Origin of the sequence: Virgisporangium aliadipatigenens (assembly GCF_016863615.1) — a bacterium.
GTDB lineage: Bacteria > Actinomycetota > Actinomycetes > Mycobacteriales > Micromonosporaceae > Virgisporangium > Virgisporangium aliadipatigenens.
Genome location: NZ_BOPF01000005.1, coordinates 60,197 through 75,992 on the forward strand (window position 1 = coordinate 60,197; position 15,796 = coordinate 75,992).

General features: G+C 73.8%; 18 protein-coding genes. 12 read left to right on the forward strand and 6 right to left on the reverse strand.

The window, feature by feature from the left end:
• The first annotated feature begins 25 nt into the window (after positions 1 to 25).
• Both Val02_RS09015 and Val02_RS09020 read left to right on the forward strand, forming a co-directional pair.
• Positions 26 to 1,024, forward strand: coding sequence for a Gfo/Idh/MocA family protein (locus Val02_RS09015; protein WP_203898480.1), 999 nt, complete (start codon positions 26 to 28; stop codon positions 1,022 to 1,024).
• A complete protein-coding gene (locus Val02_RS09020; protein ID WP_203898481.1) occupies positions 1,021 to 1,362 on the forward strand; it encodes a hypothetical protein in 342 nt (113 codons plus the stop codon). The genes Val02_RS09015 and Val02_RS09020 overlap by 4 nt, the downstream gene beginning before the upstream one ends.
• On the opposite strand, the gene Val02_RS09025 is transcribed toward Val02_RS09020, so the two are convergent.
• On the reverse strand, positions 1,332 to 1,841 hold the full coding sequence (locus tag Val02_RS09025) for a mycothiol transferase (protein WP_203898482.1): 510 nt from the start codon (positions 1,839 to 1,841) through the stop codon (positions 1,332 to 1,334). The two genes, Val02_RS09020 and Val02_RS09025, sit on opposite strands and share 31 nt — an antisense overlap.
• A 141-nt stretch (positions 1,842 to 1,982) precedes the next feature.
• Here Val02_RS09025 and Val02_RS09030 point away from each other — a divergent pair, with 141 nt between their 5' ends.
• Complete coding sequence (locus Val02_RS09030) at positions 1,983 to 3,224, forward strand: vanadium-dependent haloperoxidase (protein ID WP_239152615.1); 1,242 nt, start codon at positions 1,983 to 1,985, stop codon at positions 3,222 to 3,224.
• Positions 3,221 to 3,661: an HIT family protein gene (locus Val02_RS09035; protein ID WP_239152616.1), complete on the forward strand. Its 441-nt coding sequence runs from the start codon at positions 3,221 to 3,223 to the stop codon at positions 3,659 to 3,661. The genes Val02_RS09030 and Val02_RS09035 overlap by 4 nt, the downstream gene beginning before the upstream one ends.
• On the opposite strand, the gene Val02_RS09040 is transcribed toward Val02_RS09035, so the two are convergent.
• The gene (locus Val02_RS09040) at positions 3,636 to 4,061 is read right to left on the reverse strand and encodes an RpiB/LacA/LacB family sugar-phosphate isomerase (RefSeq protein WP_203898483.1); all 426 of its coding nucleotides are present in this window, start codon (positions 4,059 to 4,061) and stop codon (positions 3,636 to 3,638) included. The two genes, Val02_RS09035 and Val02_RS09040, sit on opposite strands and share 26 nt — an antisense overlap.
• Positions 4,062 to 4,183: 122 nt before the next feature.
• The gene (locus Val02_RS09045) at positions 4,184 to 5,572 is read right to left on the reverse strand and encodes a hypothetical protein (RefSeq protein WP_203898484.1); all 1,389 of its coding nucleotides are present in this window, start codon (positions 5,570 to 5,572) and stop codon (positions 4,184 to 4,186) included.
• Between the two features lie 153 nt (positions 5,573 to 5,725).
• Between Val02_RS09045 and Val02_RS09050 the strand changes: the two genes are divergently transcribed.
• From Val02_RS09050 to Val02_RS09065, 4 genes are all read left to right on the forward strand, one after another.
• Positions 5,726 to 6,496: an SDR family NAD(P)-dependent oxidoreductase gene (locus Val02_RS09050; RefSeq protein WP_203898485.1), complete on the forward strand. Its 771-nt coding sequence runs from the start codon at positions 5,726 to 5,728 to the stop codon at positions 6,494 to 6,496.
• 73 nt (positions 6,497 to 6,569) lie between these two features.
• Positions 6,570 to 7,358, forward strand: coding sequence for a hypothetical protein (locus Val02_RS09055; RefSeq protein WP_203898486.1), 789 nt, complete (start codon positions 6,570 to 6,572; stop codon positions 7,356 to 7,358).
• 28 nt (positions 7,359 to 7,386) lie between these two features.
• Positions 7,387 to 8,097, forward strand: coding sequence for a type II toxin-antitoxin system CcdA family antitoxin (locus tag Val02_RS09060; protein ID WP_203898487.1), 711 nt, complete (start codon positions 7,387 to 7,389; stop codon positions 8,095 to 8,097).
• A 108-nt stretch (positions 8,098 to 8,205) separates the two neighbouring features.
• Positions 8,206 to 9,210, forward strand: a complete 1,005-nt coding sequence (locus tag Val02_RS09065; protein ID WP_203898488.1) for an asparaginase — start codon at positions 8,206 to 8,208, stop codon at positions 9,208 to 9,210.
• A 38-nt stretch (positions 9,211 to 9,248) separates the two neighbouring features.
• Here Val02_RS09065 and Val02_RS09070 read toward each other — a convergent pair whose 3' ends face one another.
• Both Val02_RS09070 and Val02_RS09075 read right to left on the reverse strand, forming a co-directional pair.
• Positions 9,249 to 9,677, reverse strand: a complete 429-nt coding sequence (locus tag Val02_RS09070) for a DUF6036 family nucleotidyltransferase (RefSeq protein ID WP_203898489.1) — start codon at positions 9,675 to 9,677, stop codon at positions 9,249 to 9,251.
• 91 nt (positions 9,678 to 9,768) lie between these two features.
• A complete protein-coding gene (locus tag Val02_RS09075) occupies positions 9,769 to 10,134 on the reverse strand; it encodes a hypothetical protein (protein ID WP_203898490.1) in 366 nt (121 codons plus the stop codon).
• 213 nt (positions 10,135 to 10,347) lie between these two features.
• Between Val02_RS09075 and Val02_RS09080 the strand changes: the two genes are divergently transcribed.
• The 3 genes from Val02_RS09080 to meaB are packed head-to-tail and all read left to right on the forward strand — an operon-like array spanning position 10,348 to position 15,075.
• Positions 10,348 to 11,991, forward strand: a complete 1,644-nt coding sequence (locus Val02_RS09080) for a methylmalonyl-CoA mutase family protein (protein ID WP_203898491.1) — start codon at positions 10,348 to 10,350, stop codon at positions 11,989 to 11,991.
• A gap of 44 nt (positions 11,992 to 12,035) precedes the next feature.
• On the forward strand, positions 12,036 to 14,126 hold the full coding sequence (scpA, locus tag Val02_RS09085) for a methylmalonyl-CoA mutase (RefSeq protein ID WP_373317877.1): 2,091 nt from the start codon (positions 12,036 to 12,038) through the stop codon (positions 14,124 to 14,126).
• On the forward strand, positions 14,110 to 15,075 hold the full coding sequence (gene meaB / locus Val02_RS09090) for a methylmalonyl Co-A mutase-associated GTPase MeaB (protein ID WP_203898492.1): 966 nt from the start codon (positions 14,110 to 14,112) through the stop codon (positions 15,073 to 15,075). The genes scpA and meaB overlap by 17 nt, the downstream gene beginning before the upstream one ends.
• Here meaB and Val02_RS09095 read toward each other — a convergent pair.
• On the reverse strand, positions 15,062 to 15,583 hold the full coding sequence (locus tag Val02_RS09095; RefSeq protein WP_203898493.1) for a CGNR zinc finger domain-containing protein: 522 nt from the start codon (positions 15,581 to 15,583) through the stop codon (positions 15,062 to 15,064). The two genes, meaB and Val02_RS09095, sit on opposite strands and share 14 nt — an antisense overlap.
• A gap of 25 nt (positions 15,584 to 15,608) precedes the next feature.
• Between Val02_RS09095 and Val02_RS09100 the strand changes: the two genes are divergently transcribed.
• Positions 15,609 to 15,776, forward strand: coding sequence for a hypothetical protein (locus Val02_RS09100; protein WP_203898494.1), 168 nt, complete (start codon positions 15,609 to 15,611; stop codon positions 15,774 to 15,776).
• Positions 15,777 to 15,796 lie beyond the last annotated feature (20 nt).

Consider the following 15,796-nt stretch of genomic DNA (forward strand, 5'->3'; position numbering starts at 1 on the left):
CACCCACGCATGGAAGGATCTCACCGTGATCACCTTCGGGGTCGTCGGCATCGAACACCCGCACGCGATGAACCTGATCGCCGGCCTGCGCGACGCCGGGGCCCGCTGCGCCGGCTTCTTCACGGGCCGGCCGAACCCGGTTCTCGACCGGTGCCGGCAGCGCTTTCCCGACGTGCCCGTGGTCGACGACGCCCGGCGCCTGGTCGAGGACCCCGACGTGGCGTTGATCGTCAGCGCCGACGTGCCGGACCTGCGCGCCGCGGTGGCGGTCGCGGCGATGCGCGCCGGGAAGGACGTTCTGGTGGCGAAGCCGGGGTGCACGACGTCGGCGCAGCTCGCCGAGATCCGGGCCGTGGCCGCGCGGACGGGGCGCCGGTGGGTGGTGGCGTTCTCCGAGCGGCTGCACGTGCGCGCGGCGGTGCGCGCCGGCGAACTGGTGCACGCCGGCGCGATCGGCACCGTGGTGCAGACGATCGGGCTGGGCCCGCACCAGTTGAAGCGGTCCACCCGGCCGGCGTGGTTCTTCGACCCGGCGCGCAACGGCAGCATCCTGACCGACCTGGCGTCGCATCAGATCGACCAGTTCCTCTTCTACACGGGTTCGACCGATGCGGAGATCGTCGCGTGCACCGTGGCCAACCACGCCACGCCCGAACATCCGGCGTTCCAGGACTTCGGCGAGGTGCTGCTGCGCAACGCACACGCGCACGGCTACCTGCGCGTCGACTGGTACTCCCCGGACGGCCTGCCGACGTGGGGCGACGGGCGGCTGACCATCCTGGGCACGGCCGGCTACATCGAGCTGCGCAAGTACGTGGACATCGCCGGGCGGCCGGGCGGCGACCATCTGTTCCTCGTGGACGCCGCCGGGACGCGGCACGTCGACTGCGCGGGCGTGCGGCTGCCGTTCTACCCGGACCTGGTGCGCGATCTCGTCGAGCGGACGGAGTCCGCGATCGGTCAGGAGCACACGTTCACCGCGACCGGCCTCGCCGTCCGGGCGGCGGAGTTGGCTACCCGGTGAGGCCGTACGAGTCGGCCGTCGCGTGTTGCCACGGCGGCGCGGAGCCCGCGCGGCTCGGTGACCCGCCCACCGAGGCCGAACTGCGGGCGGTTTTCGGACCCGGGCGGTGGGAGCCGGCGTATCCGCCGCACCTGCCCCGCCACGGCATGGTCTACCTGGTGGAGGTCACGTTGCGCAAGCGCCGTGTGCGTGGGGAGGCGCCGGGTGTGCGCATCCACCCGTTCGACCGGCACCGGCTGACGTACCGGCTCGCGTCGTGCCTGCCCGTCGCCGCGTTCGACGAGGCGCCGGGCGCCGGCACCGCCGCTCAGGAGGTGCTGATCAGGCCCCTGACGTAGGCCGCCTGACCGAGGTGCTGCGCGTCGTCGTCGATGACGCTGGCGAGCCGCACGCCGCAGGTGACCGGCGGGTCCCACCGCTCGTCCACCACGCGGTCGAGGTCGTCGGGGCCCAGCCCGCGCACGAACTTCTCGGTCCGTTCGAGGACGGCGGCGTGGTAGTCGACGAGCGCCCGCCAGGACTCCGGGCGCACCGCGGCGACCTGCTCCGGCGTGTGGCCGTAGCCGTGGTCGTCGGGGTCGGCGGCGAGGCCGAAGCGCCCGGCCCAGCCGTCCTCGACCCAGACCTGGCCGGTGCCGGCGAGCTCCGACACGTGGTGGTCCTGCACCCGGGTCAGGTGCCACACGATCCAGCCGACCGGGTTGGCCCCGGTGCCCGGCGCCCGGCGCAGCTGCTCCGCGCTCAGCCCCTCGACGGCGGTGCGCACCAGCTCCGGCTGCCGCCCGAACAACTCCACCAGAACATCACGAGCATCCACGACGCACGAACCTACCCCGGGCCCGCGCCGCGGAAACCCGAGCCCACCCGACCCGACCCGGGCGGGCCGGTGCGGAGGGGATGCAGTCCGATCGAGGACAGCCCGACCGCCGCGGCGCCGGACCGGAGGAGGGTACGCATCGTGAAGGCATCGACCCTCGTGATAGTCCTCCTACTGGGCCCGGTCCCCGCGACGGCCGCCCGTCCCGACCTCGACGGCGTGCGCGGCTGGAACGAACTGGCGCTCACCGCCGTCCGCACCACCCGCGCCACCGACGCCGACGCCGCCCGCCTGTACGCGATGCTCAACGTCGCCGCGTACGACGCGGTCAACGGCATCCACCCGACCCGGGCACCCGCGCTGGTCCCCGGACCCGGCCCGCGCGACGGCGACCCGCAGGCGGCGACGGTCGCCGCGGCGCACGCGGTCCTCGTCCGGCTCGACCCCGACCGGGTGGCCACCTACGACGCCCGCCGCGACGCCGATCTGGCGCGGCTCGGCGGACATCCGTCGGTGGCCCGCGGCGCGGCCTGGGGCGCCCGCGTCGGCGAACGGGTCGTCGCCGCCCGGGCCGACGACAACGCCCGGCCGGTGGAGAGCCAGCCGGCCGGCAGCGGCCCGGGGGTGTTCCGCGCGGCGTGGTCCGGGGTGCAGTACCGGACGGTGCGGCCGTTCGCGGTCCACGATCCCCTGCGCTACGTGCCGGGGCCGCCGCCGGCGCTCGACTCGCTGCGCTACGCGGCCGCGTTCGCCGAGGTGGCGCTGCTCGGCTCGGCCGCGCTGGCGGAGCCGGAGCTGCTGGCGACGTACCGGTTCTGGTCGCTGCCGGCCGGTTCGAGCCAGCCGCCGGGCGAGTGGCTGCGGATCGGGCTGGAGGTCTCGGCCGCCCGGCACCTGCCGTTGCCGGAACAGGCCCGGCTGACCGCGCTGCTCACCATGGCGCTGGCCGACACCACGGTCGCGACGGTCGTCACGAAGTACACGTACCGGCACTGGCGGCCGACGACCGCGATCCAGGAGGCCGACACCGACGGCAACCCGCTGACCGCGCAGGACGCCGGGTGGGCGGCGCGGGCCGGTTCGCCGGGCGGCTCGCCGGAGTACGTCTCGGGGCACAGCTCGTACAGCGCCGCCGGCGCGGCCGTGCTGGCCGGGTTCTTCTGCACGGACGCGATCCCGTTCAGCCACGCGACGGATTCGGCGCCGGACGGGGTGGCGCGGGCGTATCCCGGGTTCGCGGCGGCGGCCACGGAGGCCGGGCGGTCGCGGGTGTACGGCGGGCAGCACTTCGAGTTCAGCAACGAGGCCGGTCTGACCCTGGGCCGCGCCGTGGCGACCGAGGTCCTCGCGGGCCCCGTGCACGTCGGCGGCTGCGCTCGATGATCGCCGACTGCTACAGCTGCACCCAGGAGGCGCGCTTTCCCGACCTGCCGCCGCGCGAGGCCGTGGCCGCCGACCGGCACTGGCGGGCCGCCCACGCCATCGGCGTCGCCCTCCCGGGCTGGCTCGTCCTCGTGCCGCGCCGCCACGTCACCGCGATCGCCGACCTGACCGACGCCGAGGCCGCCACGCTGGGTGCCTGGCAGGTGCGGCTGTCCCGGGCCCTGCGCGAGGTCACCGGCTGCGCGCGCACCTACGTGGCGCAGTTCGCCGAGAAGCCCGGCTTCGGCCACGTGCACTTCCACGTCGTGCCGCGCCCCGCCGACCTGCCGCCCGAACACCGCGGCCCGGGCGTCTTCGCCCTCATGCGCGACGCCGTCTCCCCGCAGGAGGCGGACGCGCTCGCCGCGAGACTCAGCGCGGCCCTTCGAGATCGGTGAGGAGCGCGATGTTCTCCTCCTCGTCCGGGTCCGGCCCGGGCGTGTCGATAAACGCCGCCAGCACCTCGACGGCCACGTCCGGCGACAGTCGCTTGAGGCTCATCGCGAGGACGTTGGCGTCGTTCCACTGGCGGGCGCCGCGCGCGATCCAGGCGTCCCAGGCCAGCGCCGCCCGCACGCCGTCGACCTTGTTGGCCGCGATGGCGGTACCGGTGCCGGTCCAGCACATCACCACGCCGACGTCGGCCCGGCCGTCGACCACCGCGCGCCCCACCTCCGCCCCGAGGTCGGGCCAGCGCTCCAGGTGCAGCACCTCGACGTCGTGCCCCTTGCGGGAGAGGTAGTCGAGCACCGCGCGTGTGGTCTCATTCTTGTCGTCGGCCCCGAAAACTATGCGCACGCGTCAAAGACTAAGGGCATTTCTTGCCACGGTCCGCCGGGTGCGCTACCGCAGCTCCCGCGGGGACCGCTCCGGGCCGATCCCGCTCCGCTCGATCGGCCGCTCCGCTGCCGGGTTCGTGTTCAGAGCAGGTCGCGGTATCTGGTGAGTGCGGCCAGCGCGGCGGTCAACGCGGCGTCGCTCTCCGCGCGGGACCGTGCCGCCGCCGCGAGGTGGTCCAGGGCGTCGCGGGTGTGCCTCGACGCCGAGCCCTCCACCGTGTCGGCCAGGGTGGCCAGCGCGTCGCGGAGGTCTTCGTACGCCGGGTCGTCGGTGAGCCGCCTCTCGACCGCCGCGATCGTCGTCGAGAGGCCGGCGACGGTCAGGCCGGCGGGGCGGCGTGGTGTCGCGGAGACGGGCCGGCGGAGGGCTCTCGCGCGGTGGGCCTCGGCGTAGCGGCGTAAGTAGGGGTCGTCGCCGCGGGCAGCGGCGGCTGCCAGGTCGACGCGGTAGCGGGCGCCCGTTCCGGCGAGGACGTGCGCGACCAGGCGCGGGCCGGCCAACCGGTACACCGCCCGGCCGTCGGCGCCCGAGACGAGCACGTGGCGGGCGATCGGCTCCAGCACGCGGGCCACGTCGGCGTCGGTGTAGTCGTCGAGGTCGGCGCGCACCTCGTCGTTGCGCAGCACCGAGGCGAGCCGCGGCCACACGTCGCGGGCCGGCACCCCGGCCCCGAACGCCGACGCCGCCACCCGCAGCAGGTGCCGTGCGACGGCGCGGTCGGCCTTCGGCAGTTCGGCGAGGGCGCGGTCCAGGGCGGCGGGGTCGTCGTCCCCGGGGCCGGCCGCGCCCGCCAGGGTCCGCGGCGGCGCGGCCGGGTCGTGGCGCGGGTTCACCAGCATCGGCAGCGACGTCCCGAACGACCCCACCCACGGCTGCCGTCCCGCGTACACCGGCCACCGTTCGGCCAGCGCCCGCAGCACGTCCACCCCGCGAACCGCCGCGTCGTAGGCGCTCCAGTGCGGGCGCACCCCGTCCGGCCCGTGGCGCAGCAGATCCGTGAAGATCCGGCCGAACTGCCCCTCCAGCGCCTGTTCGTACGGCTGCGCCGTGGCGAGCACGCCCACCCAGCTGGGTCCGTCCACTTTGGACGCGAGCGCGGCGACGTTCGGGATGGCGGTGCCGTCGTGGCAGGTGTCGAGCACCAGCAGCACCTGGCGAACGCCACGGGCCAGCGCGCCGCCGGTCAGCCGCGCCGGATCGAGTGTCCACCGTGGACTGCCCGCCTCGTCGGTGTCCCGCAGGACCAGCCGCAGGTCGGTCTGTCCCCCCGCGACGGCATGCCCGGCCCAGTAGACCAGCGCCGTCGTTCCCTGGGAAGAGGCCGGCGCCACGGACGGCACCCCGGCCCGGTCCGGATCGGAGACGACCCGCACCGCGGCACCCCTGCGGGCCAGTTCGGCCCCGACCTCCTGCACGTCGGCGGCGGCGCGGCCCAGCTTGCCGTACCGCTCGCAGTCGTAACCGGACACGCCAACACCGAGATACTGCAACGGTTTCTCCCGGATTCGATCGGCAAACCCGTTAACCCTCGCAGAGATCGACGTTGGGGCACGTTCGGCCACGACGGTCGATATGTCCGACGACCGTACGGCCCCGGCCGCCCGAAAGGATAGGCTCGCGGGATGCGCCGGTCGTACGTGGTGACGGGTGGCGGCCGGGGTATCGGCCGCGCCGTGGTCGAGCGGCTGCTCGCCGGTGGTGGCGCGGTCGTGGCGATCGAACGCGACGCCGAGGCGCTGGACTGGGCCGTCACGCACGAGGCCGCCGACCGGATCGTGACCGTGGCCGGGGACGCCGCCGACGAGACGGTCGCCACGCGGGCCGTGGAGCTGGCCGCCGCGGCGGGCACCTTCGCCGGCTGGGTCAACAACGCGGCGGTCTTCCGCGACGCCTCCGTGCACGACACGCCCACCCGCGAGGTGCTCGACCTCATCGCGGTCAACCTTGACGCGGCCGTGGTCGGCTGCGCGGTGGCGGTGCGCCGGTTCCTCGCCGACGGCACGCCGGGCGCGATCGTCAACGTCTCCTCGCATCAGGCGCAGCGCGCCGTTCCCGGGTGCACGCCGTACGTCGTGGCGAAGAGCGCGGTGGAGGGGCTGACCCGCGCGCTGGCCGTGGAGTACGGGCCGCACGGCATCCGGGTCAACGCCGTGGCGCCCGGCTCGGTGCGCACCGAGCGGCACGACCGGTTCCTGGCGGGGCTGACGCCGGCCACGCGCACCCGCATCGAGCAGGAGCTGAAGGACCTGCACCCGTTGGGCCGGATCGCGCGGGCCGAGGAGGTCGCCGGCGTGGTGTGCCACCTGCTCTCCGACGACGCCGGATTCGTCACCGGGGCGACGGTGCCGGTCGACGGCGGGCGTTCGATCCTGGCCAGGGATCCGCAGGAGTAGGGACTTCCGGCCTCTTGTGTCCGGGGCCAAGGACCCTGTGCGCGTCGGGACGTTCTCCGTGACGCTGGGGAGCGTGCCCGCCGCTCAGTGGAGTTTCGCGAACGGCGAACTGGCCTCCCTGCTCGACTCCGCCGGCGTGCTGTCGCCGTCGCGGGAGCTGCCGTGGCTCGTGCGGTTCACCGAGTCCGCCATCGAACTGGAGGTGGCGGAGCCGGCCGCGCGGGAGGCCCGGCTGGCGTGCGGCGCGGCGGCGTTCACGCTGCGGCTGGCGCTCGCCGCACGGGGTACTCCGGCCGAGGCGACGTACGGGGCCGGTACCGGTTCCGTGCGGCTGGTGCCGTTGCCGCCCCGCCCACCGACCGGTGCCGAACGGCGCCTGCACGCGGCCGAGGCAGGAGCGCCGGCGCCCGGGATCTCGCCGGGGGTGCGCCGGGCGCTGACGAGGGCCGCGCGGGCGGAGGACGCCTGGCTGGTGGTGCTGACCGGGCCGCGGCGGCTGCACGGGGTGACCTCGATGGTGCGGCTGGCGGACGAGCCCGCCGAGCTCACGGAGGCGTTCCACCGGAAACTGGACGAGTGGGTCGGTGGCCGGGACACGCCGCTCGGGGTCCTGGGTGTCCACGGAGACGGCCCGGGTGACCAGGTCCGGGCCGGTGCGGCGCTGCAGCGGGTGCGGCTGACGGCGGCGGCGGCCGGGCTGCCGATGTCGGTCCTGTCCGCCGGGGTGCGCACGACCGGCGTCCGCGAACGTCTCCGCGTCGCGCTGGGCCGCTACGCGAGCCCGCAGGCGGTGGTCTGCTTCTGCGCGGGCTGGGACAAGACCTTGGCCGATCCCGGGGCAGGGGGTATAACGGGGTTATAACCCGTTGCTAACCCCATAGGGGGTACCCGTGCCGAAGATCAACGTGTACCTTCCGGACGACCTCGCCGAGGCGGTCCGCAGGGCCGGCATCCCCGTCTCCGCCGTCTGCCAACGCGCCCTGGAGCAGGCCGTCCGCCGCGTCACGGCGATCCGCGAGACGGTCCTCGCCGGCCCGGAGGACCCGACCGCCGGCCTGTCCCACTTCACGCCCCGCGCCCGGGAGGCCATCCGGCTCGGCCTCGAACGCGCCAGACAGGACGGCGCCGCCACCGTCGGCACCGGCCACCTCCTGTCCGGGATCCTGGACGAGGGGCAGAACCTCGCCCTGCACGTGCTGCGCGCCGCGGAGATCGACCCGTCGGCCGTGCGGGAGGCGTTGTCCCGCCGGCCCGTCACCCGCGCGGAGGAGCCCTCCCTGCGCTTCGGCGAGCACGCGGCCAACGCCCTCGAACTGACCGTCACCGAGGCCACCGGCCTGGGACACAACTACGTCGGCTGCGAACACCTCCTGCTCGGCATAGCCGCCGAACCCGACGGCACCGGCGGACACGTCCTGCGCGAACTCGGCGGCGACTACCGCCTGGTGCGCCGCGCCGTGACGGCAGCCCTCGCCGGCTACGTCCACCTGCGCGCCCAGACCGCGCCGCCCTCGGTCGCCGAGACCGTCCGCGCGGAGCTGGCTCCCGTCGTCGCGCGCCTGGCCCGCCTGGAGAGCCACGTCGGACTGGAGGCGCCGTGAGCAGCAAGGCGCGCAGCTTGCGAGCACCGCTGTCGCGAACCGGGGAGGCACTGTGAGCAGCAAGGCGCGCAGCTTGCGAGCACCGCTGTCGCGAACCGGGGAGGCACTGTGAGACCGCTGCTGCTCGCCACCGGCGGCACCATCGCCACGCACCCGGGACGGCCGGGGCGCGGGGCGTTCCTGACCGGGGCGGAACTGCTCGACACCGTGCCGCCCGAGGTCGCCGGGGGCGTCGACGTCGAGGACGTGGTGGCCGCGCCGAGCTGGGACCTGGACACCGGCACCATGCTCGACGTGGCGTTCCGGGTGCGGCGCGCCGTTCTCGAGGACGGCTACCCGGGCGTGGTGGTGACCCACGGGACCGACACGATCGAGGAGACCGCCTACCTGACGGACCTGCTCGCCGGCCCGGCCGCCGCACTCGGCGGGATCGTCCTCACCGGCGCCATGCGCCCCGCGAACGCCCTCTCCGCCGACGGCCCCGGCAACCTCGCCGCCGCCCTGAGCGCCGCGGCCGACCCCGCCCTGCGCGGCTGCGGCGCCGTCGTCTGCCTCAACGACGAACTGCACGCCGCCCGCTGGGTCCGCAAGGTCGACGCGACGAACGTGGCGGCGTTCAGCTCGGCACCGCACGCCCTGCTCGGCCGGGTGCGCGACGGCGGCGTCCAGCTTCTGACCCCGCCGCCGCCCCGCCCGCCCGCGCCGGCCGGCGACCCCGAGCCGGCCGTCGCCTTGATCACCGTCTACCCCGGGATCGGGCCGGAGCAGCTCACCGCCGTCGTGGACGCCGGCGCCCGGGGGATCGTGCTGGAGGGCACCGGCCTGTCGAACGTTCCGGTGAGCCTCTTCACCACCATCTCCGACCTCGCCGACTGGGGGATCCCGGTGGTGATCGCCTCCCGGTGCCGGGTGCCCGGGGCGCCGATGAAGCCCGGGGTCCCGCCGGGCGGCCTCGTCGACGACTCCGGGCTGGCGGCCACGGTGGGCGCGATCGGCGCGCGGGGGCTGCCGGCGGTCAAGGCCCGGTACGCGCTGATGGCCGCGCTCGGCACCGGGCGCGAGTCGGCCCGCACGGTCGACGGCGTCCGCGCCTGGTTCGCCGAACTGTCCTGACCGGCTACCCCGAGCCGACGCTCGCACGGCGGGCGAGCCTACGCCGAGTGGAACAGGTCCTCGAGCATCGCGCGCGTCCGCGTCGACAGGGGCTCGGCGGGGAAGAAACGTTCGCAGAGTGCGAGGGCGGCCGCGACGCTGGAGACGCCGATGATGTCGGCGAGCCGGCGAAGGTCGTCCTCGTCACGGCTGCGCGCCGCGAACGCCTTCATGGCGAAGACGTGTTCGGGAGAAGCCGCCATCACACGGATACCGGGATGGTCGAACACCTCGCGCTTGCCGTCGTCGTTCTGCGTGGAGACATAACTGCTCGCCTGTTCGTTGAGCCACCACGGCGGGAGTCCCATGGCCTCCGCGACATTCCGCGCTTCCTCCAGCACGATGCCGTGCGGCACGAAGGTTGCGTCGACATCGCGGGTCACCCGGTCGGCGTCATAGGCGAGTGCCATCGCCGCGCCTCCGACCACGAACACGTCAGCGATCACTCCGCGACGCACGAGTCGATCGCCCAGCGCGGTGAACGCCCGTTCAGCTCGGCGTGATCGAGGAGGCCGCCGCTCACGCTGCTTCGAGATCTCGGGCGGAGAGATACACGCCGTGCTTGCGAAAGGCGGCCGGTGCCTGGACCAGCGCCTCCATGCGCTTGGACGGCAGCGACGACGGAAACCAGGGGGTGGCGAGTACCCGTGAGCGGGACCACCGCGGCGGCGCCTGGTCGAGGCGGGCGGTGAGGTGTTCGGCGAGCGCGGCCAGCAGCACGTCCCACTTCTCTTCGCCGGTCGGGGAGGGCTCATCCGTCAGGAGATCGAGCCGCCGCTCGGCCGGCTCCCAGCGGTACTCCTCGAGGAACTCCCAGACGTGCTTCCACCTGATCTTCTCGTCCGCGTCGCGGGTGAGGTGGGCGGCGAGGTCGGCTAGCGTCATCGGCCGATAGGTCATGATCACCTCAGGGTTCGCAGCTCGCTCGCTGGAACAGAATACTTGAGGCGGCTTGCGGCGCGTCTTTCCCACCGTAGTGTTCATGGTGGCCTTGGGGGAGACCGTGAGCGTGTCTCGGGTGTTCTGGCTGCTGCTGGTGGTGGCGGGTGTGGTCGGGCTCAGGCTGTTCCCCGGAAACCCAAGGCTTAGGCTCCGTTCATGACGGAGCTGAGCCTCGCCGCCGGGTTTCCCGCCGCATCGGCACAGGAGTGGCGCCGGCTCGCCGTCGCGGTGCTCCGCAAGTCCGGCGCCGCCGGTGCGGACACCCCGGACGAGGCGGTCGACGAGCTGCTCGCCACGCAAACGTACGACGGCATCCGGTTGGCGCCGCTGCACACCGCCGGCACGCCGGCCGTTCGGCCGCCGCACGTGCGGGCCGGCGCGTGGGAGGTGCGGCAGCGGCACGGCGGCACCGACGCGAAGCGGGTCAACGAGGAGATCCTCGCCGACCTCGACAACGGCGTCGGCGGCGTCTGGCTCGACGGGCCGCTGCTGCCGGGGATGTTCGACGGGGTGTACCTGGACCTGATCTCCGTGGCCGTCTCCCGGGACGCCGCGGGTGAGCTGCTGGATGCCGAGACGTTGCACGGCACGCTCGGGCTCGACCCGGAGCGCGACCTCGACCTGATCCGGGTCGCCGTCGAGCGTCACCCGGGCGTGCGGGCGGTCACCGTGGACGGGACGCGGTTCCACGAGGAGGGCGCCTCCGACGCCCAGGAGCTGGGCTGCGCCGTGGCCGAGGCCGTCGCGCACCTGCGGGTCCTCGCGTCTTCCGGTCTTCCGGTCGAACGTGCGTCAGCACAGCTGGAGTTCCGGTTCGCGGCAACGGCCGATCAGTTCGGGACCGTCGCGAAGCTGCGTGCGGCACGGCTCATGTGGGCGCGGGTGCTGCAGGCGTGCGGCGCACCGGACAGCGTGCGCATGTATCAGCACGCCGTCACGTCGGCGGTGATGCTGACCGCCCGCGACCCGTGGACCAACCTGCTGCGCGGCACGCTCGCCTGCTTCGGCGCCGGGGTCGGCGGCGCGGACGCGGTGACCGTGCTGCCGTTCGACGCGGCGGTGGGGCGGCCGGACGGGTTCGCGCGGCGGATCGCGCGCAACACCCAGTCGCTGCTGATCGAGGAGGCGAACGTCGCCCGCGTGCGCGACCCGGCCGGCGGCTCCTGGTACGTGGAGCGCCGCACCGCCGAGCTGGCGCGGGTCGCGTGGGAGTGGTTCCAGGAGATCGAACGCGCGGGCGGTTTCAGCGCGGCGGCCGACCTCATCGCGGAACGGCTCGCCGCCACGTGGGAGAAGCGCCGGATCAACATCGCCCATCGGCGCGATCCGTTGACGGGGCTCAGCGAGTTCCCCCATCTGGAGGAGAAGCCGCTGGTGCGGGAGGCCGCCGACGGGCCGCGACCGGCGCGCAGGTACGCGGCGGATTTCGAACGGCTCCGCGACCGCGCCGACGCGGCACCCACCCGGCCGACGGTCTTCCTCGCGACGCTGGGGCCGGTGGCGGCGCACACCGCGCGGGTTTCCTTCGCGGCGAACCTCTTCGCGGCCGGCGGCATCGCGACCGTCCACAGTGGACCGGAGGATTTCGGCGCGAGCGGCACCCGCGTCGCCTGCATCTGCGGCACGGACAAGGCCTACGCCGAGCACGCCGTCGGGGTGGCGGCGGCCCTGCGTGAGGCCGGCGCGACCACCGTCTGGCTCGCCGGCCGGCCCGCCGATCACGAGGGCGTGGACGGCTACCTGTACACCGGCTGCGACGCGATCGCCGCACTCGAGTCCACGTTGGAGGCACTGGCGTGATCCCCGATTTCTCCACTGTGGACTGGGTGGCTCCGTCGTCCTCTGTGGACGGTGCCGGCCCCGAGTGGGAGACGCCCGAGGGCATTGCCGTCAAGGCGGCGTACGGCCCGGAGGACCTCGAGGGGCTCGACTTCCTGGACACCTATCCGGGGATCGCGCCGTACCTGCGCGGCCCCTACCCGACGATGTACGTCACGCAACCGTGGACGATCCGCCAGTACGCCGGCTTCTCCACGGCCGAGGAGTCGAACGCGTTCTACCGGCGCAACCTGCGCGGCGGGCAGAAGGGGCTGTCGGTGGCGTTCGACCTGCCGACGCACCGCGGCTACGACTCGGATCACCCGCGGGTCGGCGGCGACGTGGGCATGGCCGGCGTGGCGATCGACAGCATCTACGACATGCGGCAGCTCTTCGACGGCATCCCGCTGGAGAGGATGAGCGTCTCCATGACGATGAACGGCGCCGTGCTGCCGGTGCTGGCGCTGTTCGTGGTGGCGGGCGAGGAGCAGGGGGTGGCGCCGGAGCAGCTGTCGGGCACCATCCAGAACGACATCCTCAAGGAGTTCATGGTCCGCAACACGTACATCTATCCGCCGCGGCCGTCGATGCGCATCATCTCCGACATCTTCGCGTTCACGTCGCAGCGGATGCCGCGCTTCAACTCGATCAGCATCTCCGGCTACCACATGCAGGAGGCGGGTGCGACCGCCGACCTGGAGCTGGCGTACACGCTCGCCGACGGGCTGGAGTACCTGCGCGCCGGCCGGGACGCGGGGCTGGACGTGGACGCGTTCGCGCCGCGGCTGTCGTTCTTCTGGGCCGTCGGGATGAACTTCTTCATGGAGGTCGCGAAGCTCCGCGCCGGACGGCTGCTCTGGGCCAAGCTGGTGCGGGAGTTCGGGGCGCGGAACCCGAAGTCGTTGAGCCTGCGCACGCACTGCCAGACCTCGGGCTGGTCGCTGACGGCGCAGGACGTCTTCAACAACGTGGTGCGCACCTGCGTCGAGGCGATGGCCGCCACCCAGGGGCACACGCAGTCCCTGCACACGAACGCCCTCGACGAGGCGCTCGCCCTGCCGACCGACTTCTCCGCGCGGATCGCCCGCAACACGCAACTGGTGCTGCAGCAGGAGTCCGGCACCACGGGCGCGATCGACCCGTGGGGCGGCAGCGCCTACGTCGAACGCCTCACGCACGACCTCGCGCACCGCGCCTGGGCGCACATCCGCGAGGTCGAGGAGGCCGGCGGGATGGCCCGCGCCATCGACGAGGGCATCCCGAAACTGCGCATCGAGGAGGCGGCGGCGCGCACCCAGGCCCGCATCGACTCGGGTCGCCAGCCGGTGATCGGCGTCAACAAGTACCGCCCCGAGGCGGACGAACCCATCGACGTGCTCAAGGTGGACAACCGGGCGGTGCGCGCGCAGCAGGTCGAGAAGCTGCGCCGGCTGCGCGCCGAACGCGACGACGTCGCCTGCACGGCCGCCCTGGAGGCGCTGACCAGGGGCGCGGCCGGCGACGCGAACCTGCTGGAACTGGCCGTCGACGCCGCCCGCGCCAAGGCCACCGTGGGGGAGATCTCCGACGCGCTGGAGAAGGTGTTCGGCCGGCACACCGCGCAGATCCGTACGATCGCGGGTGTGTACCGCGACGAGGCCGGCCCGGCGGGCAACATCGAACGGGTGCGCGCCGCGACGGCGACGTTCGCCGAGAACGAGGGCCGGCAACCGCGGATCCTGGTGGCCAAGGTCGGCCAGGACGGCCACGACCGGGGCCAGAAGGTGATCGCGACGGCCTTCGCCGACCTCGGCTTCGACGTCGACGTGGGCCCGCTCTTCCAGACGCCCGCCGAGGTGGCGCGGCAGGCGGTCGAGGCCGACGTGCACATCGTCGGCGTCTCCAGCCTGGCGGCCGGCCACCTCACGTTGGTGCCGGCGCTGCGGGACGAGTTGGCGGCGCTCGGCCGCGACGACATCATGATCATTGTCGGTGGCGTCATCCCGCCGCAGGACGTCGAGGAACTGCGCACCGCCGGCGCGTCGGCCGTCTTCCCGCCCGGCACGGTGATCGCGGACGCGGCGCTCGACCTGCTGGCCTCGCTCTCCGCGCGCCTGGGCCATGCCGCCGGCGACTGAGGAGTACGTCGAGGGGGTTCTCGCCGGCTCGCGCGCCTGGATCGCCCGCGCCATCACCCTGGTCGAGTCGAGGCGGGCCGACCATCGCGCCGCCGCGCAGGAGGTGCTGGTCGCGTTGACCCCGCACGCGGGAGGGGCGGTGCGGGTCGGCGTCTCCGGGGTGCCCGGGGTGGGCAAGTCGACCTTCATCGACGCGCTCGGCACGCGGCTGACCGCCGACGGCCACACGGTGGCTGTGCTCGCCGTCGACCCGTCGTCGGTGCGGTCGCGGGGCAGCATCCTCGGCGACAAGACCCGCATGCGGGCGCTCTCCGTCGACCCGCGGGCGTTCGTCCGCCCGTCGCCCAGCGCCGGAACGCTCGGCGGCGTCGCGCAGGCCACCCGCGAGGCGATGGTGGTGCTGGAGGCCGCCGGCTACGACACCGTTCTGGTGGAGACCGTCGGGGTGGGGCAGTCGGAGACGACCGTGGCGGAGATGGTCGACACCTTCCTGCTGCTGGCGTTGGCGCGCACCGGCGACCAGTTGCAGGGCATCAAGAAGGGCGTCCTCGAACTGGCCGACGTGGTCGCCGTCAACAAGGCCGACGGTCCACATGAGACGGAGGCAAAGCGCGCGGCCCGCGAACTGGCCGGTGCCATGCGGCTCCTGCGGGTGCGAACGCCCGTGCTCACCTGCAGCGCGCAGACGGGTGCGGGGCTCGACGAGGTGTGGCGGGCGGTCACCGACCACCGCGACGCGCTCGACGCGTCCGGGGAGTTGGCGCGCCGGCGCCAGCGGCAGCAGGTCGGCTGGGTGTGGGCGATGGTGCGGGACGCTCTTCTTTCGTCACTGCACGCCGACCCGCGGGTCAAGGCGACGGCGTCCACTGTGGAGGGTGAGGTGCTCGCCGGCACGCTCACGCCGGCCCTTGCGGCACAACGGATCCTGGACGCCTTCACGCACTCCTGAGCCCGCTGCGGTGGCGGCGCACCGCGTCCCGGTTGGCGCACCGGGTCGAGCAGTACCGCTGCCGGCCGGTGCGCGACTGGTCCGCGTACACCACGTCGCAGTCCCGGTCCGCGCAGCGGCCGAGCCGGTGCATGCCGCGCCCCGACAGGTGCAGCGCGACGCCGACGCTGACCAGCGCCCGCAGCACCCCGCCCAACGAGAGGTCGTCGTCGCGGTAGTGCAGGTGCCAGCCGCCCACGTGGTCGGTGAGCCTCGGGTGCGCCGAACTCTCCTTCAGCAGCGCGTTGACCAGCGCGGCGCGTGCCTTCTCGCCCGGCGCGTCCACGATCTCCCGGAAGCGCAGAACGAGGTCGCGCGTGGTGTCCAGATCGGCGGGGCCGGTCGGCATGTCCACGACGACGCCGGCCTCGACGCAGCGCCGCACGAGGTCGTCGAGGTCCGCCACCGGCCGGTTGCTCAAATCCACGGCAAGATTCACCGGATCCTCGCCGTAAGGGTTGAGTTGCATAAGGCCATTACATCAGGCTTGGGGCGTGAACTCCTACATCTCTTCATCACATCGGCACGATTGGCAGACCCGTTCCCGGCATCGGACGAGCGACGGGACGGTGCGCTACGACCGGTGCCGTTGCGGCGTATGGCTCGTGGTCACCGACCAGGTGGAGCGCACCCCGCGGGTCGCCCGCATGATCTTCCCGTGACCCGTCCGGCCGCCGGGTAG